The organism is Kitasatospora sp. NPDC028961, from assembly GCF_055564815.1.
Window position 1 is genome coordinate 39,337 of sequence record NZ_JBVHVO010000018.1, and the last position, 22,912, is coordinate 62,248.

A 22,912-nucleotide genomic window follows, 5' to 3' on the forward strand; every position below is an offset into this window, starting at 1 on the left:
CCGGCCACTCCACCACGCCGCCTCACACTACCCCCCCCCCCCCCCCCCCACCCCCCCCCACCCCCCCTCCCCCCCCCCCCCCCCCCCCCCCCCCCCCCCCCCGGGCCGGCCTTTTTCGTGCCCTTCTGACCGGCCATGAGCCCCCCCGCGCTCAGGGTTTCCCTCCGGCGTTTCCGAGGGGTCGGTTCCGTCGTGCGGAAGGCCTTTCCGGGAGGCCTTCCTGAGGGGCCTTCCGGGATATGCCGACGGCCCGTCCGCGGTCGGACGGGCCGTCAATCCTCGGTCGGCGGTCGCGGTGAAAAGAATGGGCTGCCCCGGCGGGGGTTCAGGGCCGGTGGGCGGGCAGGTCGCTGTCGGCGGAGGTCAGCAACTGGTGCACGCGGTGGCCGAACTCGTCCGCGTCGCGGGCCGGCTCGGGGAAGACCAGGCGGACGTCGCGGTGGCCCCAGGGGTGGTCCAGGCGGAGCACCAGGCCGTGCCGGTCGAGGGCCAGCGGGCGGACGTCGGGGTGTCCGACGAGCAACTCGCGGTCCAGCAGCCGGGTGAGCAGGGCGAGGGCGTCCGGGTGGTCGTCGGCGAGGTGGGTGAGCATCGCCGCCTCGAAGCGCGCGAGCGGGTCGGGCGCGGCCAGGGCGAGGTCGGCGCCGGTGAGGGCGGTGGTGCCGTACGGGGTGGAGAGGACGGCGTGTGTGACGTCCAGCCGCAGGTGGACGCTGAGGCCGTCGTCGGCGAGGTGGGCGAGGTGCAGCCGGCCGGCCAGGGTGAGACGGCCGCGGACGCGGTCGCGGACGGCGACCGGGGCGATGTCGGTGAGGTCCAGGACGACGGCCAGGCCGTCCTGCTCGCGGGTCACGGCGAGGGTGAGCGGCGAGTCGAGCGGTGCGTCCAGGCGCAGCCGGGAGCCGCGCACCGAGACCGGGGTGTCCAGGTCGTGGTACTCGCCGCAGGCCCGGATCACCACGGAGGAGGTGGCGCTGAGCAGGCTGCGGACCCGTTCGGCGGCGGTGGGTTCGGGCGCCTCGACGTCGACGGGGCTGGGGCTCATGACGACCTCCGTTAGTTAGGTGAGGCTAACCTAATCACTTCGCCAGGGGAGGGCAAGGTGGCGGGGGTGGTTCGCGGGTCGCGATGGAGGGTGCGCGGATCCAAGGGATTGCAGATGGAGATAGCGAGCGCTTGCAAGTATCCGCCGATCGGTCGTATTGTCGACGCTGGTAGTTGCACACGCAATCTTCTGTACGCTTCTGTACGCTCTGGAAAGCGGTCCCCTCATGCCCCTCGCGCTCCTGGCGCTGGCGATCAGCGCCTTCGGCATCGGCACCACCGAGTTCGTGATCATGGGCCTGCTGCCCGAGGTCGCCGGCGACTTCTCGGTGTCCATCCCCACCGCCGGCCTGCTCATCTCCGGCTACGCACTCGGTGTCGTGATCGGCGGCCCGCTGCTCACCGTCCTCGGCACCCGGATCCCCCGCAAGGGGATGCTGCTGATGCTGATGGGCCTGTTCATCGCCGGCAACCTGGTCTCCGCCGTCGCGCCCGCCTTCGGTCTGCTGCTGGTCGGCCGGGTGCTGGCGGCCTTCGCGCACGGCGCCTTCTTCGGCATCGGCTCGGTGGTCGCCGCCGACCTCGTCGCCCCGCACAAGCGGGCCGGTGCCATCGCCCTGATGTTCACCGGGCTCACCGCCGCCAACGTGCTCGGCGTGCCGATGGGCACCCTGCTCGGCCAGCACTTCGGCTGGCGCTCCACCTTCTACGTGGTCGCGGCGCTCGGCGCGATCGGCTTCGCCGGCATCGCGGCCCTGGTGCCCGTCCAGCCGCGCGCCGAGGACACCCGGCTCGGCCCGGAGCTGGCCGTCTTCCGCAAGCCGCAGATCTGGCTCGCGCTGAGCATGACGGTGCTCGGCTGGGGCGGCATCTTCGCGATGTTCACCTACATCACGCCGATGATGACCGAGATGGCGGGCTTCGCCCCCTCCAGCGTGACCTGGCTGCTCTTCCTGTTCGGCGTCGGCCTGTTCGTCGGCAACCTGCTCGGCGGCTGGTTCGCCGACCGCGCGCTGATGCGGAGCCTGTACGTGATCCTGGCGGTGCTGGCGGTGCTGCTCTTCGCCTTCACCCTCGCCTCGCACAGCAGGGTCGGTGCGATCGTCGCCATCCCGCTGATCGGCGTGTTCGGCTTCGCGACCGTCGCACCGCTGCAGAAGCGGGTGATGGACCAGGCGGCCGGCGCGCCCACGCTGGCCTCGGCCGCCAACATCGCGGCCTTCAACCTGGGCAACGCGCTCGCCGCCTGGCTCGGCGGGCTGGTCATCTCGTCCGGGCTCGGCTACGACGCGCCGAACTGGGTGGGCGGGCTGATGGCCGCCGCCGCCCTGGGGGTCGCGCTGCTCTCCGGCGCGCTGGAGCGGCGGGGGGCCGGCGCGGGTGGCAGGGTCGTGGCGCGCGGTGGCGCGGCCGCCGAGGAGGCGGTCACCGCCGGGCGGTGAGCGCGGAACGCGCGGGGCCCGGACACTCGTCCGGGCCCCGCGCGTCCTGTCGCGGCGGGTCAGCCGACGGCTTGCGCGTCTCGGTGGCCGGTCAGCCGATCACGGCCTGTGCGTCGATCTCGACCAGCATCGGCTCCTGCGGCAGCTCGACGAAGATCGTGGTGCGGCAGGGCTTCACGCCGCCCGGCGCGATGTTCTCCTCGATGAACGCGGCGTAGACCTCGTTCATCAGCGGGAAGTCGGCCCGCTTGGTCAGGTAGACGCGGAACATCACCACGTCCTCGATGGTGGCGCCGCCGGCCTCCACGATCGCCTTGACGTTCTCCAGCGTGCGGCGGGTCTGCGCCTTCACGTCGCCGTGGTGCAGGTACTCGCCGGTGGCCGGGTCCTGCGGGCCCTGGCCGGAGACCTGGAGGATGGGGCCCTTGCGGACGCCCTGGGAGAACATCCAGGCCGGGGCGGGGGCGCCGTCGGTGCGGATCTCGGTCTTGTCGCTCTGGTCGCTCATGGGCTTCCTCGGTTGGTGGTGGCGGGTCGGCTGGTCCGGGGCCGGCGGGGCCGGCTGATCAGCCGGTGTGGGGAGCCTGGGGGTTCTGCCCGCAGTCGGCGGAGACGGCGCGGGCGGTGGCGAGCAGCTGGGGCAGTAGCTCCAGCACCTGTTCGTAGGGGAGGACGACGTCGGGGACGGAGATCGAGGCGGCGGCGACGACGCGTCCGCTGGCGTCCCGGATCGGCGCCGCCACGCAGTTGATGAAGGCCTCGTGCTCGGCGTGGTCCTGCGCCCAGCCCTGGGCCGCGACCTTCTCCAGCTCGGCGAGCAGCGCCTCGGGAGTGGTCAGGGTGCGGGCGGTGTGCGGGGTGAAGTCGATGCCGGCCACCACCCGGCGCCGCTCGGGCACCGGCAGGTCGGCGAGCAGCACCTTGGAGACGGCGGCACTGTGCAGGGCCGCCCGCAGGCCGATCCGCGAGTACATCCTGACCGGGTGGCGCGAGTCGTACTTGTCGATGTAGACGACCTCCCCGCCCTCGTACGCGGCCAGGTGCACGGTCTGGCCGGTGGCAGCGTTCAGCTCGGCCAGGTGCGGCGCGGCGATCCGGCGGACGCCGCGCTGCTCCAGGGCGAGGCCGGAGAGGGCGAAGAGGCCGGCGCCGAGGTGGTAGCGGTAGGCCGGGTCGCGGTAGACGAATCGTTCCTCTTCGAGGCTCTGGAGCAGCCGCAGCACCGTGGTCTTGTGCACGCCGAGCACCTCGGCGAGCTGGTCCAGCGAGCGCTCGCCCTCGCCGAGCTCGGCGAGGATGCGCAGGGCGCGGGTGACGGTCTGGCTCATCGTGCTCCAAGGGCCGGGGAGGCGGCCGGTCGAGGGTCGGTGACACCGCCCCCGGTCACCGGCGCCGCCGTCGCGGACGGGACCGGCCGGGGCGGCGCCGCCGCGGGCAGTACGGGGGACACGATGCCATCCGCGGAGACCCGGGTGGCGGCCCACTCCCGGGGGGAGGCGTTCAGCAGTGCGGCGACCACCGGCTCGGGCGGCAGTTCGGCCTGGTCCCCGTGGGCGGTCAGCGCGCAGGCGGCGCTGAGGTGGCCGAGCCGCAGCCGGCGGCGCTGGTCCAGGCCGCGGACGGTGGCCGCGAGGTAGCCGGCCGCGAAGGCGTCGCCCGCGCCGGTGGCCTCGACCACCTCGACGGCGAGGGCCGGTTCGGTGACGGCCGCGCCGTCCCGCTCCAGCGCGGTGACCGTCCGGGCGGCGTCCTTGACCACCACGGTGGCGGGGGAGGGGAACCGGCGGCGCAGCGCCAGCGGGTCGCCGGTGCCGAAGGCGGCCTCGCCCTCGTCGGCGCCGAGCAGCAGCAGATCGGCCGCGTCCAGCAACGGGGGCAGGACGGCCGGGTCACGGTCCAGCCAGAGCGCGGGGCGCCAGTTCAGGTCGAAGCTGGTCAGCCGGCCGGGGCGGCGGTCGGCGAGCAGGGCGCGCAGCAGGGCCAGGCAGTCGTCGGACAGGGCCGCGGTGATGCCGGACAGGTGCAGCAACCGGGCACCGGCGAGCAGGCGGACGGCGGCCGGGTCGTCCAACAGGGCGGCCGAGAGCGCGGCGGCGGCCGAGCCGCGCCGGTGGTAGTGCAGCCGGCTGCGCCCGGGACCGAGGTCGTGCCGGGCACCGGTGGAGCCGCCGACCTCCTTGAGGTAGAGGCCGGTCGGGCGGTGCGGGTCGACGGCGACCGCCGAGACGTCCACCCCGCGGGCGGCGACCTCGCCGACCAGGCGGCGGCCGAAGCCGTCGTCGCCCACCCGGCTGATCCAGGCGCTCGACACGCCGAGCGCCGCCAGGGCGCCCGCCACGTTGGACTCGGCGCCGCCGACCGAGAGGTGGAAGTTCTCCACCGCCTCCAGCGGGCCCGGCCGGTCCGGCAGCAGGACAGCCATCGACTCGCCCACGCAGACCGCCGTCGGGGTCCCGGGCGTCGGGCGCGTCGCCGCTCCGCCGTGGGCCACCGGGCCGTCGTGCGCCGAAGGTCCGCCCGGTACCGCCGTCGGGCCCGGCTCCGCCCGGCCGGCCGCCGTCGGGCTGTCGAGCGGCGGGGTGCCCGAGCTCACGGCGGCGTCCTGTCGGGGCATCTGGTGGGCTCCTCGTGTGCTGCGGCTGACCGTTTCCGTTGACCTTCGTCCGGCGCCGATGCTAGAACCGTGATGCCAGCATGTGCAACCCTCGTTGCACATGTTGCAACACGTAAGGAGAACACGGTGGACCAGACCTTCGTAAGCAGCGGCACCGGACCGGGCATCGACACCGGCGCGGTCGCGGCCCTCGCCGACGAGGTGCTCGACTGGCGCTTCAAGGCGCTGCCGTCCGCCGCGTGGGGGTCGACCGTGCGGGACTACCTCGCCACCGGGCCCACCCTCGCCGGCTTCGGAACCCCGCTGCTCACCCTGGACGCCGCCGCGCTCGACCACAATGTGCGGACGATGGCCGACTGGTGCGCCAAGGCGGGCGTCGCCCTCGCCCCGCACGGCAAGACCACGATGGCGCCCGCGCTCTGGCAGGCCCAGCTGGACGCCGGAAGCCACGGCATCACCCTGGCCAACCTCCCGCAGGTCCGGGTGGCGCGGGCGTTCGGCGTCCGGCGGATCCTGCTCGCCAACACCCTGCTCGACCCGGCCGGGCTCGGCTGGCTCGCCGGTGAGCTGGCCGCCGACCCGTCGTTCGCCTTCGTCTCCTGGGTGGACTCCACCGAGAGCGTCCGGCTGATGGACGAGGCGCTGCGCGCGGCCGGTGCCGAACGACCGGTCGAGGTCCTGGTCGAGCTCGGCGGCCCCGGCGGGCGGACCGGCGCCCGCGGGGTCGACGCGGCCGTCGAGGTCGCCGCCGCGGTGCTGCGCGCGCCGACGTTGCGACTGGCGGGGATCGGCGGCTACGAGGGCGCACTGGCCCACGACGCCGGCGCCGACGGCCTGGCCACCGTCCGCGGCTACCTGCGCGCCCTCGCCGACCTGCACGGACGGCTGGCCGGCGGCTACGCCGACGGTGCCCCGCCGATCGTCACGGCCGGTGGCAGCGCCTACTTCGACCTGGTGGTCGAGGAGCTGGCCGCACTGCCGGAGGCCTCTGTGGTGCTGCGCTCGGGCGCCTACATCGCCCACGACGACGGCTTCTACCGGGGGATCTCCCCGCTGGCCCGGGGGGCCGGTCCGACGCCCTTCCGGGGCGCTCTGCACGGCTGGGCCCGGGTGGTCTCCCGGCCGGAGCCGCAGCTGGCCCTGCTCGACGCGGGCAAGCGCGACCTGCCCTTCGACGAGGGCCTGCCGGAGCCCCAACTCGTCCGGGGCGGCCCGGTGCTGACCGGCACGGCGGCCCGGATCACCGCGCTCAACGACCAGCACGCCTTCCTGCGGGACGCCGGCGACCTCGCGCCGGTCGGCGCGGTACTGCGGCTCGGGGTGTCCCACCCGTGCACCGCCTTCGACAAGTGGACGATGATCCCGGTGCTGGACGACGCCTCCGCAGTCGATCCGAAGGTCACCGGACTGATCAGGACGTACTTCTGATGGAGCCTCAGTCTCCGGTCGATGACCTCGTCTTCAAGGGGGCCACCGTCGTCGACGGCACCGGCGCCGACCGGTACCGGGCCGACGTCCGGATCGGGCAGGGACGGATCGCCGAGCTCGGGCACGGGCTCGGCGGCGCCCGCGAAGTGGACGCCGACGGCCTGGTACTGGCCCCCGGCTTCATCGACATGCACGCCCACTCCGACCTGGCCCTGCTGCTCGAACCCGACCACCCGGCCAAGGTCACCCAGGGCGTCACCTGCGAAGTCCTCGGCCAGGACGGCCTCTCCTACGCCCCGGTCGACGACGGCACGCTGCCCGCGCTGCGCCGCCAGATCGCCGGGTGGAACGGCGATCCGGAGGGCTTCGACTGGGACTGGCGCACCGTCGGCGAGTACCTGGACCGGCTGGACCGGACCGGGCCGGCCGTCAACGCCTGCTACCTCGTCCCGCACGGCTCGCTGCGGATGCTGGCCATGGGGTGGGAGAACCGGGCCCCGAGCGCCGGGGAACTCGACCGGATGCGCGAACTGCTGGCCCAGGGCCTGGCCCAAGGCGCCGTCGGCCTCTCCAGCGGCCTGACCTACACGCCCGGGATGTACGCCGACACCGCCGAACTGGTCGCCCTCTGCCGGGTCGTCGCCGAGTACGGCGGATTCCACGCACCGCACCAACGGTCCTACGGAGCAGGGGCGTTGGAGGGCTACGCCGAGATGGTGGAGATCGCCCGCCGGTCCGGCTGCCCGCTGCACCTGACCCACGCCACGATGAACTTCGGCGTCAACCAGGGGCGGGCGGGCGAACTGCTCGACCTCGTCGACCGGGCGCTCGCCGACGGCATCGACCTCACCCTGGACAGCTACCCCTACCTGCCCGGCTCCACCACACTGGCCGCCCTGCTGCCCGGCTGGGCCGCCGAGGGCGGCCCGCAGGCCACCCTGGCCCGGCTCGGTGAGGCGGACGCGTGCGAGCGGATCCGGTACGAGGTGGAGGTGAAGGGCAGCGACGGCTGCCACGGGGTGGTCACCGACTGGGCGACCATCCAGCTCTCCGGTGTCCGGAACCAGGAGCTGGCGGGGGCCGTCGGCCGGACCGTCGCCGAGCTGGCCGCCGAGCAGGGCCGCAGCGGGACGGAGGTCTTCCTCGACCTGCTGCGCCGGGACGAGCTGGCCACCACCATCCTCCAGCACGTCGGCCACGAGGAGAACGTCCGGGCGATCATGCGGCATCGCGCGCACACCGTCGGCAGCGACGGCCTGTTGGTAGGGGCCCGGCCGCACCCGCGGGCCTGGGGCACCTTCCCCCGCTATCTCGCGCACTACAGCAGGGAGTTGGGCGTGCTGACCCTGGAGCAGGCGATCGCCCGGATGACCGGCCGGCCCGCCGCCCGGCTGCGGCTGGACCGGCGCGGCCGGATCGCCCCCGGATTCCACGCCGACCTGGTGCTCCTCGACCCCGAACGCGTCCAGGACACCGCCACCTTCGACCAGCCCCGGCGGCCCGCCGCCGGTATCGAGCACGTCTACGTCAACGGCACCGCCGTCGTCCAGCAGGGCCGCACCACGGGCGCCCGGCCCGGGCGCGCCCTGCGCCGAACCGATCGAGGAACCCGAGCCGCATGAGCCCTTCGCCCTTCGTCTCCGATGCCGTTTCCGTGACGGCGGCCGCGGCCGCGGCCGCTTCCGTTCCCGCGGCCGCCTCCGTCCTCGCGGACGCGCGTGCCGCGCTGGCCGCCGATCCGGTGATCGCCGTCGTCCGTGCCCCCCGGATACCCGACGCCGCCGCGCTCTGCGCCGCGCTCGCCGAGGGCGGCATCACCTGGGCCGAATTCACCTACACCACACCCGGTGTGACGGATCATCTGCTCAGGGCGGCGCAGGCCGGCCACCGGGTGGGGGTCGGTACGGTGCTGACCGCCGAGCAGGCCGAGCGCGGCATCGCCGCCGGCGCGTCCTTCCTGGTCACGCCCGGCTGCCGGCCCGAGGTGGCCCGGGTCGCGCACGCCGCCGGGGTACCGGTCGTGCTGGGCGCGCTCACCCCCACCGAGGTCGCGCAGGCCGTCGACCTCGGCGCCGCGGCCGTCAAGATCTTCCCGGCCCGGACCTTCGGGCCCGGCTACTTCAAGGACCTCCGCGGTCCCTACCCGGACGTCCCGCTGGTCGCCTCCGGCGGCGTCAACGCGGGCAACGCGGCGGAGTTCCTGGCACAGGGCGCGCTCGCGGTCTGCGCGGGGACGGACGTGGTGGCGCCGGAGGCCGTCGCGGCCGGGGACTGGGCCGAGATCGCCCGGCGGGCGCTGGTGTTCACCCGGGCCTGCGCCGTGGGCGGCCGGTAGGCGCGGCGGGGCCGGGTCGCCGGGGAAGGCCCGGGCCCCGGGGGAGCGGTGCCGGAGGGGGGCTGTCGGGACGGCCGGGATTGGACGAGAATCGGTGGTTCCGGACCCCGGCACCCGGTAGGAGGATCCACCCCATGACCTCGACCCGCCCCGGCCCCGACTGGCTGGCCGACGCCGTCCTGTACCAGATCTACCCGCAGACCTTCGCCGACTCCGACGGCGACGGCATCGGGGACTTCGCGGGCATCGCCGCCCGCCTGGACCACCTGGCCTGGCTCGGGGTCGACACGGTCTGGCTGAACCCGTGCTTCGCCTCGCCGTTCCGGGACGCCGGGTACGACGTGAGCGACTACCTCACGCCCGCGCCCCGGTACGGCTCCACCGAGGACCTGGCCGCGCTGGTCGAGGCGGCGCGCGGCCGGGGCATCCGGATCCTGCTCGACCTGGTCGCCGGTCACACCTCCGACCGGCACCCCTGGTTCCTGGCCGCCGCCGAGGACCGGGACGACGACCGCTACATCTGGTCGGACCGGCCGGTCGACGGTTTCGTCGCCTCGCCCGGTAGCCGCCCCGGCTGGTACCGGCCGAACTTCTTCGACTGCCAGCCGGCGCTCAACTTCGGCTACGCGCAGAGCCGTTCCGACCAGCCCTGGCGACAGCCGGTGGACGCCGACGGTCCGCGCGCGAACCGCGCCGCGCTGCGCGGGATCATGGCGCACTGGCTGGACCTCGGCCTGGCCGGGTTCCGCGTCGACATGGCCTCCTCGCTGGTCAAGGACGACCCCGGGTTCGTCGAGACCTCCAAGCTCTGGACCGAGCTGCGCGACTGGCTCGACCGCGCCCACCCGCAGGCCGCGCTGCTCGCCGAGTGGGGCGACCCGGCCGCCGCCGTCGCGGCCGGTTTCCACGCCGACTTCTTCCTCCAGTTCGGCGGCGCCGACCACGGCCTGCCGCTCCGCTCGCTGTGGAACAACGGCACCGGCACGGTCGAGGAGTACTGGAAGCAGGGCCCCTGCTACTTCGAGGCCGAGGGCCGCGGCACCCCGCGGGTCTTCCTCGACGCCTGGCGCAGCGCCGCCCAACTCACCGAGGGTGCCGGGTACATCGCGCTGCCCACCGCGAACCACGACTTCTCCCGGCTCGCCACCGGCCCGCGGACCGCCGAACAGCTCGCCCCCGCCTTCGCCTTCCAGCTCACCTGGCCCACCCTGCCGGCGGTGTACTACGGCGACGAGATCGGCATGCGCTATCTTCCCGGCCTGCCCGACGTGGAGGGCAGCACGCTCGGTCCGCGGTACAACCGGGCCGGCTCGCGCACGCCGATGCAGTGGGAGCCCGGGGCGAACGCCGGCTTCTCCACCGCTCCCGCCGAGCGGCTCTACCTGCCGGTCGACCCCGACCCGCACCGCGCGGACGTGGCCACGCAGCGGGCCGACCCGACCTCGCTGTTGCACACCGTCCGGCGCCTGATCGCGCTTCGGCGGGCTCATCCGGGCCTGGGGGCGGGTGGTGCGGTCGAGGTCCGCAGCGACGGCTACCCGCTGGTGTACACCCGGGCGGGGCGGTACCTGGTGGCGGTCAATCCGCGGCGGGAGCCGGCCGTGGTGCCGCTCGGGTCGGCGTTGCCGGGCGGTCCGGGCGGTGCGGTCCGGTCGGGTGGCGCGGCTGGTCCGGTCGCGGTGCGGCCGCTGGACGTGCAGGGGGTGCGGGTGGTCGACGGAGAGCTCCGGGCGGACGGGTTCTCGTACGGGGTGTTCGAGCTGGTCTGAGCCCGGCGGGCCGCGCGGGGGTGGGTCCGGGCTTTCGCTCGTCCTCGAAATGGTTGTACACTGCATCCAGATGGTTGCATTTACCATCTTCTATGCCCGGCAACGGAGGATGAGACGAACGCCATGAGTGCACCCCAGACCACCGCCGCGGCGCCCACCCCGGGGCACGCGCTCAAGCACCTCGCCGTCCACCTGCTCACCCCGCTGCTGATGTGCCTGGGCATGGCGCTCGCCTACCAGGGGGCTTTCCACCAGCCCGAGCCGCACCACCTGAAGGTCGCCGTCGTCGGCACCTCCCCGCAGGCGCAGGGCCTGGCGGACGCCGTCCGGGCCAAGGCCGGCCCGGCGCTCGACGTCAGCACCCTGGCGACCAGGGACGCCGCCGAGCAGCAGCTGCGCGACCGCGACCTGGTCGGCGCGTTCCTCCCGGACGCCCGGAGCCCCGAACTGATCGTCGCCAAGGGCGGGTCCGACACCTCCGCGATGGCGGCGGAGGCGGTGTTCCGGAACGTCACCGACCAGCAGGGCGTGCCGCTGGCCGTCACCGACCTCGCCACGCCCGGCAAGGGCGACCCGACCGGCCAGGGCCTGTTCTTCCTGCTGGTCGCGCTCAGCATCGGCTCCTACGCGAGCGTCGCGGTGATCGGTGCGGCCGGCGCCGCCCTCGGCATGCGGACCCGGGCCCTGGTCGGCCTCGCCGTCTCGCTGGCGGTGAGCGTGATCGGCATCGGCACCGCCGGGCCGGTCTTCCACGTCGTGGACCACGACCTGGCGGCCGTCTGGGCGCTCGGCTGGCTGTACTCGGCGGGTGTCCTCGCGATCGGCATCGGCCTGCACAGCTTCCTGAAGCGGTGGACCACGCTGACGATGATGGTGCTGTTCGTGATGCTGAACTTCACCACCTCGGGCGGTATCTACCGGCCCGAGCTGCAGAACGGCTTCTTCGGTGCCCTGCACGCCTTCTGGACCGGCGCCGGATTCCTGGAGGGCGCCCGCAGCGTCCTGTACTTCGACGGCGGCGCCGGGCTCGGCGGGCACGTGCTGACCCTGGCGCTCTGGCTGGCGCTGGGCGGTGCGGTGATGGTCGGCGCGGCGGCGTACGAGAAGCGCGGCCGGTCGGCGGTCGAGGCGGAGGCGGAGGCCGAGGAGGAGATGGCGGAGGCGGTCGCGGTCTGACCGTGACACCGGAAGGCTTCACCCGCCGCCACGGGCATCGGCGCCGGGTGGGGATAGGCGGCCCGCGCCCGGCCCCGGACAGGCCGCACGCGGGCCGCAGCGCTGCGCCTCGGGCGGGGGGTGCGTGGTTCGGGGCGGCGTGGCTCGGGGCGGCGTGGGGTCAGGGGCGGCGTGGTTCGGGGTGGCGTGGTCAGGAGCGGCGTGGTTCGCGGCGGCGTGGTTCGGGCGGGCTGGTGAAGCAGCAGTCGCCGCAGACGCCGGTGCCCGGGCCGACCCGGTAGTAGAGGCAGCAACTGGTGCGCCGGAAGCCGGTGCCGCGCAGCTCCCCGGTGTCGGCCAGCGGTGGCCGGCGGAGTACCGCCGCGACGAGGGCGCGGGCCCGGCCGGGGGCCGCGTGGGCGTCGAGCATGCGCAGGGCCCCCGCCAGGGCGGAGGCGGCATTGCCGTCGAGCAGTCTGCCGGAGAGCGGTACGGCGGCCCGGACGGCGGCCGCGAGCAGCGTCAACTGGCCCTGGACGAGCACGTGGTGGAGCCGGTCGGCCAGCTGCTCGTCGCTGGCGCGGGGGCCGGTCGGAGCCGGGGTGGGCGGCTGCAGGGGGTGGGGGGCGTCGTGGTACGCCGCTCGGTGGTCCGGTGTCCCGCCGTGGGGCGTTCCGTCGTGGGGTGTCGCTTCATGCGGTGTCGCTTCGTGGGGTGTGGCCTCGTGCGGTGTCCAGAGGTCGATCGGGCCCTGCTCCGGGATGCGCACGTAGGCGCGGTCGGGGTCCAGCGCGGGGACGGTGCCCAGCAGGACGGCGGCGCCGAGGCCCACCGAGCAGAACCGGGCGGCGAGCCCGAGGTGCAGGATCGAGGCCGCCACCCGGGGTTCGGCGGTGCCGAGCCGGTGGGCCACCACCCGGACCCGATCGGCCAGCGGCGAGCGGGGCCCGTGCGCGTACAGCTCGCGCAGCGGGCGGAATCCCGGAGGGGCGGCCTCGGCGGGCGAGGCGCCGGAGTCCAGGGCGAAGTACGGGCCGACGGTGGAGAGTCGGCGGTAGTCGGGCGTGCTGGTGGTCATCGGCCGACCGCCCGGGCGACCGGCGGGCACGGGGTCGGCCGGCGGAGCCCCGGGCTGCCTGCGGGCGGGCGGTCGTCGGTCATCGGGTGGTCCTCCGGGGCGGGCCGTGGGGGCGTCGGCCCCGGGACGGTCGAGTGGCCGGTGTCGGCGGTGATGAACGCTACCGCGCCACGGGCGCCCGAGTCCTGGCCCCCGAACCGTGGCCCCCGCCGCCGGGCGTGCGGAACCTGCGAGGAGGGGGATGGCCTCCGGACGTCGCGTCCTCCGGCCTCATAGTTCGATCGTCGACCGAGGTACCAGCGGCAGACCCTGATCCGTCTCGATCTGTCGCCACTGCCTCCTGCGGTCGAACTCCCACAGCTCCTCGCAGGTCCACCTCCATGATGCGCCTCCCACGCCCCGGGCACCAGGGCTTTTCCCCATGAATCGGGGCAATTTACCTGGCTCCGGGACGGGTCGGGCGCACCCGCGCCGACGTGGCGGGCACCTGGGGGTGGCTGCCGTGCGCTACCGCAGCGCGTCCTTGCGCAGGAACCGCTTCAGGCGTTGCCACGGCCAGGTGTTGATCACGTCCTCGGCGGTCAGCCAGGCCCGCTGCGCGGTGCCGACGCCGTACCTCGGGTACGCCAGCTGCGGGGTGGAGTGGGCGTCGCTGTCGATCGAGAAGCGGACCCCGTGGCGCTTCGCCCGCAGCACGTCCTCGTCGCGCAGGTCGAGGCGGTTCGGTGAGCTGTTGATCTCGATCGCGGTGCCGGTCCGGGCGGCGGCCCGGAACACGGCGTCGAGGTCGACGTCGATCGGCCCGCGCCGGCCGATCCGCCGGGTGGTGAGGTGGCCGATGACGTGCACGTGCGGGTTCTCGCAGGCGCGGATCAGCCGGCGGGTCTGGGCGGCGCGGTCGGCCCCGAAGTGCGAGTGGACGGAGGCGACGCAGACGTCGAAACCGGCCAGGAACTCGGCGGGCCAGTCCACGCCGCCGTCCGGGCCGATGTTCAGCTCGGTGCCGTGCAGCAGACGCATCCGCCGGTGCCGGCCCGCCAGTTCGCGCAGTCGCTCGCGCTGGGCGAGCATCTTCTCGTCCGTCATCCGCTGCATCACCAGGTCCGGGGCGTGGTCGGTGACGGCGTAGTACGCGTAACCGCGGGCGGCCGCCGTGTCGATCATCTCCTCCAGGCTCGCCAGCCCGTCGGTGAGATCGGTGTGGGTGTGCAGGTCGCCGCGCAGGTCCGCCTCGGTGACCAGCACCGGGAGTTCGCCCTCCAGGGCTGCCTCGATCTCGCCGCGGTCCTCGCGCATCGGCGGCGCGATCCAGGGCAGCCCGAGCGCCGCGTAGACCTCCTCCTCGGTCGCCGAGACCACCTTGTCGCCGCTCTCCGCGTCGAACAGGCCGTACTCGGAGAGCTTGAGCCCGGCCCGGACGGCCATCGTGCGGAGCCTGATGTTGTGCGCCTTGGAGCCGGTGAAGTACACCAGCGCCGCTCCCCAGTCCTCCTCCGGCACCACCCGCAGGTCGACCTGGAGCCCCTTGGCGGTGCGGACCGAGGTCTTGGTCGGCCCGCGGGCGATCACCTCGGCCACCGAGGGGAGGCCGGCGAGCGCGGCCATCAGCGGCGCGGAGTCCTCGGCGGTGGCGAGCACGTCGATGTCGCCGACCGTCTCGCGCATCCGGCGCAGCGAACCCGCGTACGCGCAGCGGGTGCAGCCCGGGACGGCCGCGATCGCGGCGACGATCTGCTCGGCCTGTTCGGTGGCCGCGTCGAGCAGCGTCCGCCCGCCGGCCTGCCGCATCAGCTCGATGCCGCGCAGGATCTGCTCGCCGCTGCGCTCGCCGAACCCGGCCACGGCGCTCAGCCGGTCCGCGCGGATGGCCTCGGCGAGCTGGTCGACGGAGGCGATGTCGAGGTCGCGGTAGAGGGCGAGCGCGCGTTTGGGCCCGACACCGGGAACGGCCGTCATGGCGCGGACCCCGGCCGGGATGGCCGCGCGCAGCGTCTCCAGCGCGTCCATCCGGCCGGTGGCGAGGTACTGGGCGATCTTGTCGGCGGTGGACTTCCCGACGCCGGGGATCTTCTGGAGGCCCTTGGCGTCCAGCCCGGCGATGTCCTCCGGGTGGCCGCCCACCGCACGGGCGGCCTTCTCGTAGGCGCGGGCCCGGAAGGCGTCCCCGCCGGTGATCGAGATCAGGTCGGCGTACTCCTGGAGCAGCTCCTGGACCTGGTCGTTGAGCCGGGTCATGGGGTCAGTCTAGGTTCGGCGGCCCGATCGGGCAGGGGGTGCGGCTCGGTGGCCTCGGGGCGTGCGGGCGCACGTCGGGGCGTGCGGGCCGGGCCGGTGCGCTCGGGCGGCGCTGTGCGGGCGGTGGCGACCGGACCCCCGTCGGTCGACGGGTTCGTTCCCGGTCGGTCGGCGGGGTACTGTGCCCGGTTCGTGCCCGGGAGCCGGATTGTCACCCGTGCGGCCCGGGCGCAGGCTTGGCGGAGGACCCGGAGCGCGGCCGACTCCGGTCCGCCGTGCGGCCGGCGGCGACGATCGGTGAGGTACGAGGGGCAGGGCGATGGCACGCGGAAAGCTCTGGGGCTATGTCGCGTCGGGCGCCCGGGCGCTCGGCGGGTTCGGTGCGTTCGGCGCCGCCGCCGGGGGTGGCCGGGGCGGTGGTCCGGGCGCGGGCGAGGATGGTACCGGGGAGAAGGCGGGGTTCGGACCCGCGGACGGCTTCGGGCGGCCGCCGGCCGGGGTGATGGCCGGGCCCCGCGAACTCAGCCGCCCGGAGCTGGAGCGGGTGCGGTGGACGGACCGGGCGGAGGGGTGCGGTCCGCGGGCGCCGCACGTCCAGGTGGCCGAGGTGGTCCAGCGGGTCCTGCGCGGGGGCGGCCGCGCGGGGCAGGTGGCGGTCCGAATACCGGCCGGCCTGCCGGTGGTGGTCGCGGACGCCAGGCGGCTGGAGTCGGCGCTGGCGGGGCTGGTCGATCACGCGATCAGGCGCAGCCCGTGGGGGGCCAGGGTGCTGGTGCGCGCCGATGTGGTGGACGCCGGTGCGGTGGACCCCGGTGTGCGGGACTCCGATGTGCGGGACGCCCTGCGGGCGCGGGCGGCGGCGGGGGGTGCGGCGGGGCTCGCGGGCGCGGCGGGTGCCGGCGCCGGCCGGGCCCGGGTGGAGCTCAGGGTGGTGGACCGCGGGCAGAGCGAGCTGCCGGAGGCCCGGCAGTGGCTGCTCGCCGGCCTGCGCTCCGCCGGTGCGGCCGGTCCGGCGGTGGACGGCCTGGTCCGTGCGGCGGGCGGGCGGCTGGCGGTGGAGCAGACTCCGGGCGGCGGCCTCACCGTGGTGCTGGTCCTGTCGGTCGCCCGGGAGTGAGCCGGGGCGCCGCGGACGTGCCGTGACGGTCGGGCGGGGGCGCGGAAAGCCGTCCGGGAGGACCGCAAAGACTTCTTCGCAAAAACCCTTTGCGAAGAAGTCTTTGCGGTCCTAGGCTGCTGCCATGACCGAAGAGAAGCGGTGGCCGCACAGTCCCGACCCGCAGCGGGACGTCGTGCTCGATGCCAAGGGCCTGCGGGCGCTGGCCCACCCTGTCCGCGTGCAGCTGATCGGGCTGCTGCGCCGCGGCGGGCCGTCCACCGCGACCCGGCTGGCCGAGCAGATGGGGTTGACGTCGGGCGCGACGAGCTACCACCTGCGGCAGCTGGCGGCCGCGGGGTTCGTCGAGGAGGACTCCGAGCGCGGCAACGCCCGCGAGCGGTGGTGGCGGGCGGTCCACCAGCTCACCGTGTGGTCGGACATGGAGCTGGCGGACGAGGAGCCGGAGGCGGCCCTCGGCTACCTGCGGTCCATCGTCGCCGCGCACACGCTGCTCGCCCAGCGCGCGCTGAACGGGTACGAGACCATGCCGCGGGCCTGGCGCCACATCCTCAACCTCAGCGACATGGCGGTCCTGCTCACTCCCGAGGAGGCCCGTGCCATGACGGAGGAGCTGGCCGCCGTCGTCGGCCGCTACCGGCAGTTCGACGCGGCGGACGCTCCGGCCGGCGCCGAGCGGATCGGGGTGGTCCTCCAGGTGCTGCCCGAGCCCCGAGGGGGCGCCGACCAGGACGACGCCGGACAGGACGGCGCCGATCAGGGCGGGCCCGGGCGCGGCGGCGGGGAGACGGCGCCTGCGGCGGGCGGGCCCGGGGGTTCGGTCGAGGACTCCGGGGGGCGGCCATGACCGGGTCCACCGCCGTCGAGGCGGTCGCCGCCCCGCGCAGCCTCCGGCCCCTGGTCGGCGTGCTGTCGGCGATGGCCGTCTCGCTCACCGGTACCCGGGTCTCGGCCATCGCCCTGCCCTGGTTCGTCCTCGCCACCACCGGCAGCGCCACCATGACCGGCGTGGTGGCCTTCGTCGAGATGACGCCGTACGTGCTGGTCAAGGCGTTCACGGGCCCGGTGATCGACCGGCTCGGCCCGCGCGTCGTCTCCTGGACGACGGACACGGTGAGTGCCGTCGCGGCGGCCCTGGTGCCGCTGCTGCACGGGCTGGGCCTGCTGCCGTTCTGGCTGCTGCTGGTCCTGGTCGCGACGGTCGGTGCGGTGCGCGGCCCGGGGGACTTGGCCAAGGAGGTGATGGTCCCCGAGGCGGCCGACCACGCCCGGGTGCCGCTGGAGCGCGCCACCGGGCTGTCCGGGGTCACCGAGCGGCTGGCCTCGACGATCGGCCCGGCGGTGGGCGGCGGGCTGGTGGCGCTGCTCGGTCCGATGGCCGGTCTGACGCTGAACGCGGTCGCCTTCGGGCTGGGTGCGCTGGTCGTGCTGGTGGTGCTGCCCCGGGGGATGGGCCGGGGTGCCATCGCACCGGCCACCGCGAAGTCCGCGCGGGCCGCCGAGTCCGCGCAGCCGACGCGGGCCGACGAGCCGGCCGGCTACTGGCAGATGTTCCGGGAGGGCTTCACCTTCCTGCGCGGCGAGCCGCTGCTGCTCACCGTCATCGTCATGATCGCGGTGACCAACCTGCTGGACGCGGGCTTCATGACCGTCCTGGTGCCGCTCTGGGCGCAGCAGTCCGGGGGTGGCCCCGCGGCCATCGGGCTGACCGGCAGCGCCTGGGGGATCGCGGCGGTGACGGGGAGCCTGATAGCGGCGGCCGTCGCCCATCGGCTTCCGCGCCGGGTGGTGTTCTTCGCGGGCTTCCTGCTCTGCGGAGCACCGAGGTTCCTGGTCCTCGCCCTGGACGCGCCGATCGGTGTGGTGCTGGCGGTCTTCGCGGTGGGCGGCTTCGGTTCCGGCTTCCTCAACCCGATCCTCGGTGCGGTGACGTTCGAGCGGGTGCCGCGCCACCTGCTGGGCCGCGTCGGAGCCCTCGGCGACTCGCTGGCCTGGGCCGGCATCCCCCTCGGCGGTCTCCTCGCCGGCGCGGCCGTCGCCCTGTCCGGGCTGATACCGGTGCTGCTGGTGGGCGGCGGGCTGTACTTCGCCACCACCTCGCTGGCGGCCCTGCGGCCCGAGTGGCGGGAGATGGACCGCCTGCGGGGTCGCGGGCCGGCGGCCGACCCCCGTGAGCCCGAACGGTCGGCGCCGCCGGTGCCGTCGCCGTCCGGTACGGCGGAGTCGGGCGCCGGGGCGGACCGGCACCTCCTCTCGGTGGCCGGGGCCAAGGCCGACGGCTGAGTCGGTCGTGCCCGACGGCAGGCCGGCCGAGCGGTTCCGGCGGCCGCCGCCGGTCGTGCCGTGCGGTCGTGCCCTTGGTTTGCGTCACCGGCTCGTGCCACGGGCTCGTGCTACCGGTTCGTGATGCCCGCTCGTGCCACCGGCTCGTGCCTCCAGCCGGTGACGGCAGGTGCCAGTCGGTCGGGGCGACGGCCCGCGGTGTGCGCCCTCCACGCTCGAAGCGCGCCCTTCGTGCTCCGTTCCGGCAGTGAACTGTCTGGGCGTCAACTGGACTGCTGACCTACCATGTTGGTGGGCGAAGGACGGGGGTGCGGGGTGGCGAACGGGGGCTCGGGGTCCGGACGGCGGCTGGAGGGCGCCATCGCCTGGGCGCTCAGGAACTCGGACGGTGTCGTCGCCTTCTGCGGCGCGCTGACCGTCGGGTTGCTCGACATGTTCGGGGGAGTGCTCGGTGACAACGTCGTGTCGGGTGCCACGCTCCTGGTGCTCGCCGCGGTGGTCTACGGGTCGCTGGCCGAGCGCAAGCGCCGGATCGCCGACATCCGGGAGGCCACGGCCGGCGCGCGGCAGGCGCTGGACAGTCTGACCTCGGTGCGCGAGCTGGCCGGTATGGATCTCGAACGGGCCCTGGAGGGAGCCCGGCAGGACACCGACCGGTGGGTCTTCAAGGGCGGCACCGGTACCTATCTGCGGGCCGTGACCCTGCCCGAGTGCGTGCGGGAGGCGCAGCGCAGGCGCCGTTCGCTCACCGTCAAGATCGATATCGTGCACCCGGGGGACGAGCGGGCCTGTGCCGCCTATTCGCGGTTCCGCGAGACGTTCAGCAGCCGGCGGGACTCCGTCGCGCAGGACGGCTGGAGCGTCGAGCGCACCCGCAAGGAGTCGTACGCCACCGTGCTCGCCGCCTCGTGGTACCGGCAGCGGCTCGACACCCTGGAGATCGACGTCCACCTGTCGTCCGTCGTCCCGACGCTGCGCTTCGACCTCTCCGCGTCCTGCCTGATCATCACTCAGGACGATCCGCGGCGGGTCAGCCTCTACGTCGAGCGCGGGCGTCCGCTCTACGACTACTACGTCACCGAGCTGCACCACTACCGGGAGCAGGCGCTCAAGCTCGACCTGCGGGACACCGAGCCGCTCAGCGAGGACCCCACCGTCGACGAGGCACGGCGGCTCTTCGAGCAGCTCGGCATCCCCTTGCCGGCGGCCCTCTCGGACCGCGACGTCGGCGACATCATCGACAGGGCGCTGCACGCGGAGAACCCCTACCGCAGGTAGCCGCCGGAGGCGGGAGACGATGGACCTCTTCACGAGACTCGACCGGGCCGCCGGGCGGACCGGGGCGGCGGCCGAACCGGGTGAGGCGGACAGACCGGCAGGCCAGGACGGCTGGGCAGGCCGGGGCAGCCGGGCAGATCAGCACAGCCGGGGTGGCCCGGGCGCGCCGTCCGGACCAGGCCTGCCCGACGAACCGGGCGGGCTCGACGGGCTGGTCGGCGGGATCCTGGCGGAGATCGCCTCGGGCAGCAGACCCCTGCGCGCGGTGGCCCACCCGCTCGGCTTCTACTGCCTGCCGGTGCTGCGGGAGGGCGCGTGCGGGGTCTGCGTGCACGTCTTCGGGCCGGTCGCGCCCGGTCTGCGCCGGGCGGCGCACCCGCCCCCGCAACCGGCGGCGCACCCGCCCGCGCCTTCGCCGGAGATCCACTGCCACAGCTGGGAGTTGAAGAGCAGCGTGCTCTACGGGCGGGTCGGCAACCTGAGGGTCCGGGTGCTGGACGAGCCGCGGCGGCCGACGCACCGCGCCTTCGAGGTGTACAGCCGCGCCGGTGCGGACGAGATCCGGCCGACCCCGCGACTGGTGCGCTGGGAGCCGGTGGTGGAGCAGCGCAGCGCGCGCGGAGAGACGTACACCCTGGCGGCCGGCGAGTTCCACACCACCCTCCTCACCGGGGCCGCGTCGGCGGCGACGGTGGTGCTGGGGCGGTCCGTGCCCGGATCGGTGGACGTCGTGCTGGGGCCCGTCGACGGTCCGGCCCGCCGGGTGGTGCGCCGGCTCTGCGACGCCGACCAGACGGCTCGGATCGCCGGAGAGGCAGCGAGGAGGATCAGTGGACCCGATCAGGCAGCGTGACGGCGCCCCGGCGTTCCCGTTCGCCCTCGAGTGCCGTGTGGCGGTGCGGGCCGCCGAGGAGGCGGGGGCGCTGCTGAGCGCCCGGTTCCAGGACGCCTTCGGGGTCTGCGCGAAGGGCGAGGACGGCGATGTGGTCACCGAACTCGACCTCCAGGCCGAGGCCCTGGTGACCAGCCGGCTCGCGGAATCCTTCCCGGGCGATCGGATCGTCGCCGAGGAGGGCGGTGCGACAGCGGGCGGTGCCGGCGGTGCGGCGTCGGGCCGCACCTGGCTGGTGGATCCGCTCGACGGCAGCAACAACGTGGTGATCGGGCTGCCGGCCTATGTGGTCGGCATCGCGCTCTGCGTGGACGAGGAGCCGGTCGTCGGGGTCGTGCACGACCCCGTGATCGGCCGGACGTGGTGGGCCGTCCACGGCGCCGGTGCCTTCGGCCCGCAGGGACGGCTCTGCGGGACGGCGGGTGCGGCCCGTTCGGCGCGTGCGGTCGCCGCGGCCCGGCCGGTGGTCGCCTGGACCCAGGGGCACGGCATCGCGACCGACGACCGGCTGCTCCGGGCGCTGAAGTCGGAGCTGGAGGCCGGCTCCCAGCGGCTGCTGCAGCTGTGGGCGCCGCTGCTGGCCTGGTCGATGCTGGCCCGGGGCGACATCGACGGCTTCGTCGGCTATCTGCCGGAGGAGATCGACCTGCCCGCCGGGTACCTGCTCGCGGCGGAGGCGGGTGTGGTGGTCCGCGGGTTGGACGGCGGCCGGTTCAGCGGGCGGATCGGCCGGCCGGACACCGCGCGGAGCTTCGTCGCGGGCCGACCGGAGGCGCTGCCCTATCTGCTGGACCTGGTGGCCCGGGCCGCCTCGGCCGCCGGGCACGGCTGAGGCAACGGGCGGCGGAGTCGAGCCTCCGCGCCCCGTGCACCTCCGGCCACCTCCAGCCACCCCCGGCCACCGTCGTCACGCCGCCACGCCGCCACGCCGCCACGCCGCCACGCCGCTACGCCGCTACGCCGTCACGACGTCAGGGTCAGGGCCGCGGTGGCCAGCGCCACCCCGCTGACGGCCAGGACGGCGCTGGTCGCCGCGACGCTGCGCAGCGGTACCCGCAGCCCGGCCGACCGGCACCGCTCGTACCAGAGCAGGGTGGCGAGCGAGGCCCAGGGTGTGATCAGCGGGCCGATGTTGGTGCCGATCAGCAGGGAGAGCAGCTGCTGGTGGTTGCCGGCCGGTACGGCGGCCTCCCCGGCCAGGTACACGGGCAGGTTGTTGAGCAGGTTCGACAGCCCCGCGCCCACCGCCGAGGCACGGAACATCCCGAGCACCCCGCCGTCCGTCCCGATCGCCGCGGCGAGCACCCGGTGCAGCCCGTGCGCGTCGAAGGTCTGCACCACCAGGAACATCCCCGGCACCATCACCAGCAGCCGCCACGGGATCAGCGAGGCCCGCAGCGCCTCGGGCCGCCGCACGGCGAACGCCACGACCACCACCAGGGCCGCCGCCCCCGAGGCGACCCAGAGCGGGAGGTCGGCCAGCAGGCTGGTCAGCAGGAACCCGGCGCAGGTCAGTGCGCAGATCCTGAACAGCACCCGGTCGGCCGGCCGGTGGGCCGGCGGCGGGTCGTAGTCGTTCGCGCCGCGCCGGTCGCGCCGCCAGTAGAACCACCACAGGCAGGCCATGGTCATCAGGCCGGCGGCCAGTTGCGGCGCCCACATCACCCGGGCCAGGCCGGTCGGCGAGAGCGCGACCCGCTCGGCGGCCAGCAGGTTGGTCAGGTTGGACACCGGGAGCAGCAGGCTCGCGGTGTTGGCCAGCCAGACCGTGGTCATCGCCAGCGGGAGCGGCGCGATGCCCACCCGCGAGGCGAGCGCCAGCATCACCGGGGTCAGCAGGACGGCCGTGGTGTCCAGGTTGAGGGTGATCGTGGTGACGGCGGCCAGCGCCACGCAGAGCACGAACAGCGCCGCGTAGCTGCCCCGGGCGGTCCGGGCCACCCCGGCCGCCAGCACGTCGAACACCTCTGCGGTGCTGGTGAGTTCGGCGAGCACGATGACGGTCCCGAGGAAGGCGAGCAGGGGTGCGATCCGGGAGAGCGCGGCCCCGGCGGAGTCCGTCGGTAGCAGTCCGGTGGCGAGGAGGAGCAGCCCGCAGGCGAGCAGCGCAGCAGCCACCCAGTCGAGTGGATGGAGCCGCTTGACGTTGGGCCAGTAGGCAAGCACGGTGGTCAGGGTCGCATACGAGCGGTGGTTGGTCGAGTGTGGGTCCGAACCGGGGTCGCTCGTCGGCGATCGGCCA

At 74.7% G+C, this 22,912-nt stretch carries 19 protein-coding genes; 12 read left to right on the forward strand and 7 right to left on the reverse strand.

From position 1 onward, the window contains the following. Positions 1-325: 325 nt before the first annotated feature. The gene (locus ACZ4UX_RS25925; protein WP_465708419.1) at positions 326-1,045 is read right to left on the reverse strand and encodes a DUF2470 domain-containing protein; all 720 of its coding nucleotides are present in this window, start codon (positions 1,043-1,045) and stop codon (positions 326-328) included. 226 nt (positions 1,046-1,271) lie between these two features. On the opposite strand from ACZ4UX_RS25925, the gene ACZ4UX_RS25930 reads away from it, so the two are divergent. Further along, positions 1,272-2,486, forward strand: coding sequence for an MFS transporter (locus ACZ4UX_RS25930; RefSeq protein ID WP_465708420.1), 1,215 nt, complete (start codon positions 1,272-1,274; stop codon positions 2,484-2,486). Between the two features lie 91 nt (positions 2,487-2,577). Here ACZ4UX_RS25930 and ACZ4UX_RS25935 read toward each other — a convergent pair whose 3' ends face one another. Genes ACZ4UX_RS25935 through ACZ4UX_RS25945 form a run of 3 tightly spaced genes read right to left on the reverse strand, consistent with a single transcriptional unit; the run spans position 2,578 to position 5,100 of the window. Further along, positions 2,578-2,994: a RidA family protein gene (locus ACZ4UX_RS25935; protein WP_329490901.1), complete on the reverse strand. Its 417-nt coding sequence runs from the start codon at positions 2,992-2,994 to the stop codon at positions 2,578-2,580. Between the two features lie 58 nt (positions 2,995-3,052). After that, positions 3,053-3,814 (reverse strand): IclR family transcriptional regulator, encoded by a 762-nt coding sequence (locus ACZ4UX_RS25940; protein ID WP_465708421.1) that lies wholly within the window; start codon positions 3,812-3,814, stop codon positions 3,053-3,055. Beyond that, positions 3,811-5,100, reverse strand: a complete 1,290-nt coding sequence (locus ACZ4UX_RS25945) for a sugar kinase (RefSeq protein WP_465708422.1) — start codon at positions 5,098-5,100, stop codon at positions 3,811-3,813. Before ACZ4UX_RS25945 ends, ACZ4UX_RS25940 begins: the two co-directional genes overlap by 4 nt. 126 nt (positions 5,101-5,226) lie before the next feature. Here ACZ4UX_RS25945 and ACZ4UX_RS25950 point away from each other — a divergent pair, with 126 nt between their 5' ends. From ACZ4UX_RS25950 to ACZ4UX_RS25970, 5 genes are all read left to right on the forward strand, one after another. Beyond that, complete coding sequence (locus ACZ4UX_RS25950; RefSeq protein WP_465708423.1) at positions 5,227-6,528, forward strand: alanine racemase; 1,302 nt, start codon at positions 5,227-5,229, stop codon at positions 6,526-6,528. Then, positions 6,528-8,150 carry an N-acyl-D-amino-acid deacylase family protein gene (locus tag ACZ4UX_RS25955; RefSeq protein ID WP_465708424.1) on the forward strand — a complete coding sequence of 541 codons (1,623 nt, stop codon included), beginning with the start codon at positions 6,528-6,530 and terminating at the stop codon, positions 8,148-8,150. Before ACZ4UX_RS25950 ends, ACZ4UX_RS25955 begins: the two co-directional genes overlap by 1 nt. Beyond that, on the forward strand, positions 8,147-8,863 hold the full coding sequence (locus ACZ4UX_RS25960; RefSeq protein WP_465708425.1) for a bifunctional 4-hydroxy-2-oxoglutarate aldolase/2-dehydro-3-deoxy-phosphogluconate aldolase: 717 nt from the start codon (positions 8,147-8,149) through the stop codon (positions 8,861-8,863). Before ACZ4UX_RS25955 ends, ACZ4UX_RS25960 begins: the two co-directional genes overlap by 4 nt. 134 nt (positions 8,864-8,997) lie before the next feature. Continuing rightward, complete coding sequence (locus ACZ4UX_RS25965) at positions 8,998-10,632, forward strand: alpha-amylase family glycosyl hydrolase (RefSeq protein ID WP_465708426.1); 1,635 nt, start codon at positions 8,998-9,000, stop codon at positions 10,630-10,632. Positions 10,633-10,755: 123 nt separating this feature from the next. Next, the gene (locus ACZ4UX_RS25970; protein ID WP_465708427.1) at positions 10,756-11,808 is read left to right on the forward strand and encodes an ABC transporter permease; all 1,053 of its coding nucleotides are present in this window, start codon (positions 10,756-10,758) and stop codon (positions 11,806-11,808) included. A 190-nt stretch (positions 11,809-11,998) separates the two neighbouring features. On the opposite strand, the gene ACZ4UX_RS25975 is transcribed toward ACZ4UX_RS25970, so the two are convergent. Then, the gene (locus tag ACZ4UX_RS25975) at positions 11,999-12,865 is read right to left on the reverse strand and encodes a (2Fe-2S)-binding protein (protein ID WP_465708428.1); all 867 of its coding nucleotides are present in this window, start codon (positions 12,863-12,865) and stop codon (positions 11,999-12,001) included. 507 nt (positions 12,866-13,372) lie between these two features. Then, a complete protein-coding gene (gene polX / locus ACZ4UX_RS25980; RefSeq protein WP_465708429.1) occupies positions 13,373-15,100 on the reverse strand; it encodes a DNA polymerase/3'-5' exonuclease PolX in 1,728 nt (575 codons plus the stop codon). Positions 15,101-15,419: 319 nt separating this feature from the next. Here polX and ACZ4UX_RS25985 point away from each other — a divergent pair, with 319 nt between their 5' ends. From ACZ4UX_RS25985 to ACZ4UX_RS26010, 6 genes are all read left to right on the forward strand, one after another. Continuing rightward, the gene (locus tag ACZ4UX_RS25985; protein WP_465708430.1) at positions 15,420-16,217 is read left to right on the forward strand and encodes a histidine kinase; all 798 of its coding nucleotides are present in this window, start codon (positions 15,420-15,422) and stop codon (positions 16,215-16,217) included. Between the two features lie 124 nt (positions 16,218-16,341). Beyond that, on the forward strand, positions 16,342-17,064 hold the full coding sequence (locus tag ACZ4UX_RS25990; RefSeq protein WP_465708431.1) for an ArsR/SmtB family transcription factor: 723 nt from the start codon (positions 16,342-16,344) through the stop codon (positions 17,062-17,064). Continuing rightward, the gene (locus tag ACZ4UX_RS25995; protein WP_465708432.1) at positions 17,061-18,500 is read left to right on the forward strand and encodes an MFS transporter; all 1,440 of its coding nucleotides are present in this window, start codon (positions 17,061-17,063) and stop codon (positions 18,498-18,500) included. Before ACZ4UX_RS25990 ends, ACZ4UX_RS25995 begins: the two co-directional genes overlap by 4 nt. A gap of 315 nt (positions 18,501-18,815) precedes the next feature. Continuing rightward, complete coding sequence (locus ACZ4UX_RS26000; RefSeq protein ID WP_359835965.1) at positions 18,816-19,778, forward strand: hypothetical protein; 963 nt, start codon at positions 18,816-18,818, stop codon at positions 19,776-19,778. Between the two features lie 19 nt (positions 19,779-19,797). Further along, complete coding sequence (locus ACZ4UX_RS26005) at positions 19,798-20,631, forward strand: hypothetical protein (RefSeq protein WP_465708433.1); 834 nt, start codon at positions 19,798-19,800, stop codon at positions 20,629-20,631. Beyond that, positions 20,609-21,502: an inositol monophosphatase family protein gene (locus tag ACZ4UX_RS26010; RefSeq protein WP_465708434.1), complete on the forward strand. Its 894-nt coding sequence runs from the start codon at positions 20,609-20,611 to the stop codon at positions 21,500-21,502. The genes ACZ4UX_RS26005 and ACZ4UX_RS26010 overlap by 23 nt, the downstream gene beginning before the upstream one ends. Positions 21,503-21,633: 131 nt before the next feature. On the opposite strand, the gene ACZ4UX_RS26015 is transcribed toward ACZ4UX_RS26010, so the two are convergent. Further along, positions 21,634-22,836 (reverse strand): ArsB/NhaD family transporter, encoded by a 1,203-nt coding sequence (locus ACZ4UX_RS26015; RefSeq protein ID WP_465708435.1) that lies wholly within the window; start codon positions 22,834-22,836, stop codon positions 21,634-21,636. Between the last annotated feature and the right edge of the window lie 76 nt (positions 22,837-22,912).

Excerpts from the sequence above, each read along its gene's own strand:
- ACZ4UX_RS25925 (WP_465708419.1), bottom strand. The coding sequence starts at position 1,045 with ATGAGCCCCAGCCCCGTCGACGTCGAGGCGCCCGAACCCACCGCCGCC.
- ACZ4UX_RS25930 (WP_465708420.1), top strand. The coding sequence starts at position 1,272 with ATGCCCCTCGCGCTCCTGGCGCTGGCGATCAGCGCCTTCGGCATCGGC.
- ACZ4UX_RS25935 (WP_329490901.1), bottom strand. The coding sequence starts at position 2,994 with ATGAGCGACCAGAGCGACAAGACCGAGATCCGCACCGACGGCGCCCCC.
- ACZ4UX_RS25940 (WP_465708421.1), bottom strand. The coding sequence starts at position 3,814 with ATGAGCCAGACCGTCACCCGCGCCCTGCGCATCCTCGCCGAGCTCGGC.
- ACZ4UX_RS25945 (WP_465708422.1), bottom strand. The coding sequence starts at position 5,100 with ATGCCCCGACAGGACGCCGCCGTGAGCTCGGGCACCCCGCCGCTCGAC.
- ACZ4UX_RS25955 (WP_465708424.1), top strand. The coding sequence starts at position 6,528 with ATGGAGCCTCAGTCTCCGGTCGATGACCTCGTCTTCAAGGGGGCCACC.
- ACZ4UX_RS25960 (WP_465708425.1), top strand. The coding sequence starts at position 8,147 with ATGAGCCCTTCGCCCTTCGTCTCCGATGCCGTTTCCGTGACGGCGGCC.
- ACZ4UX_RS25965 (WP_465708426.1), top strand. The coding sequence starts at position 8,998 with ATGACCTCGACCCGCCCCGGCCCCGACTGGCTGGCCGACGCCGTCCTG.
- ACZ4UX_RS25970 (WP_465708427.1), top strand. The coding sequence starts at position 10,756 with ATGAGTGCACCCCAGACCACCGCCGCGGCGCCCACCCCGGGGCACGCG.
- ACZ4UX_RS25975 (WP_465708428.1), bottom strand. The coding sequence starts at position 12,865 with ATGACCACCAGCACGCCCGACTACCGCCGACTCTCCACCGTCGGCCCG.
- polX (WP_465708429.1), bottom strand. The coding sequence starts at position 15,100 with ATGACCCGGCTCAACGACCAGGTCCAGGAGCTGCTCCAGGAGTACGCC.
- ACZ4UX_RS25985 (WP_465708430.1), top strand. The coding sequence starts at position 15,420 with ATGGCACGCGGAAAGCTCTGGGGCTATGTCGCGTCGGGCGCCCGGGCG.
- ACZ4UX_RS25990 (WP_465708431.1), top strand. The coding sequence starts at position 16,342 with ATGACCGAAGAGAAGCGGTGGCCGCACAGTCCCGACCCGCAGCGGGAC.
- ACZ4UX_RS25995 (WP_465708432.1), top strand. The coding sequence starts at position 17,061 with ATGACCGGGTCCACCGCCGTCGAGGCGGTCGCCGCCCCGCGCAGCCTC.
- ACZ4UX_RS26005 (WP_465708433.1), top strand. The coding sequence starts at position 19,798 with ATGGACCTCTTCACGAGACTCGACCGGGCCGCCGGGCGGACCGGGGCG.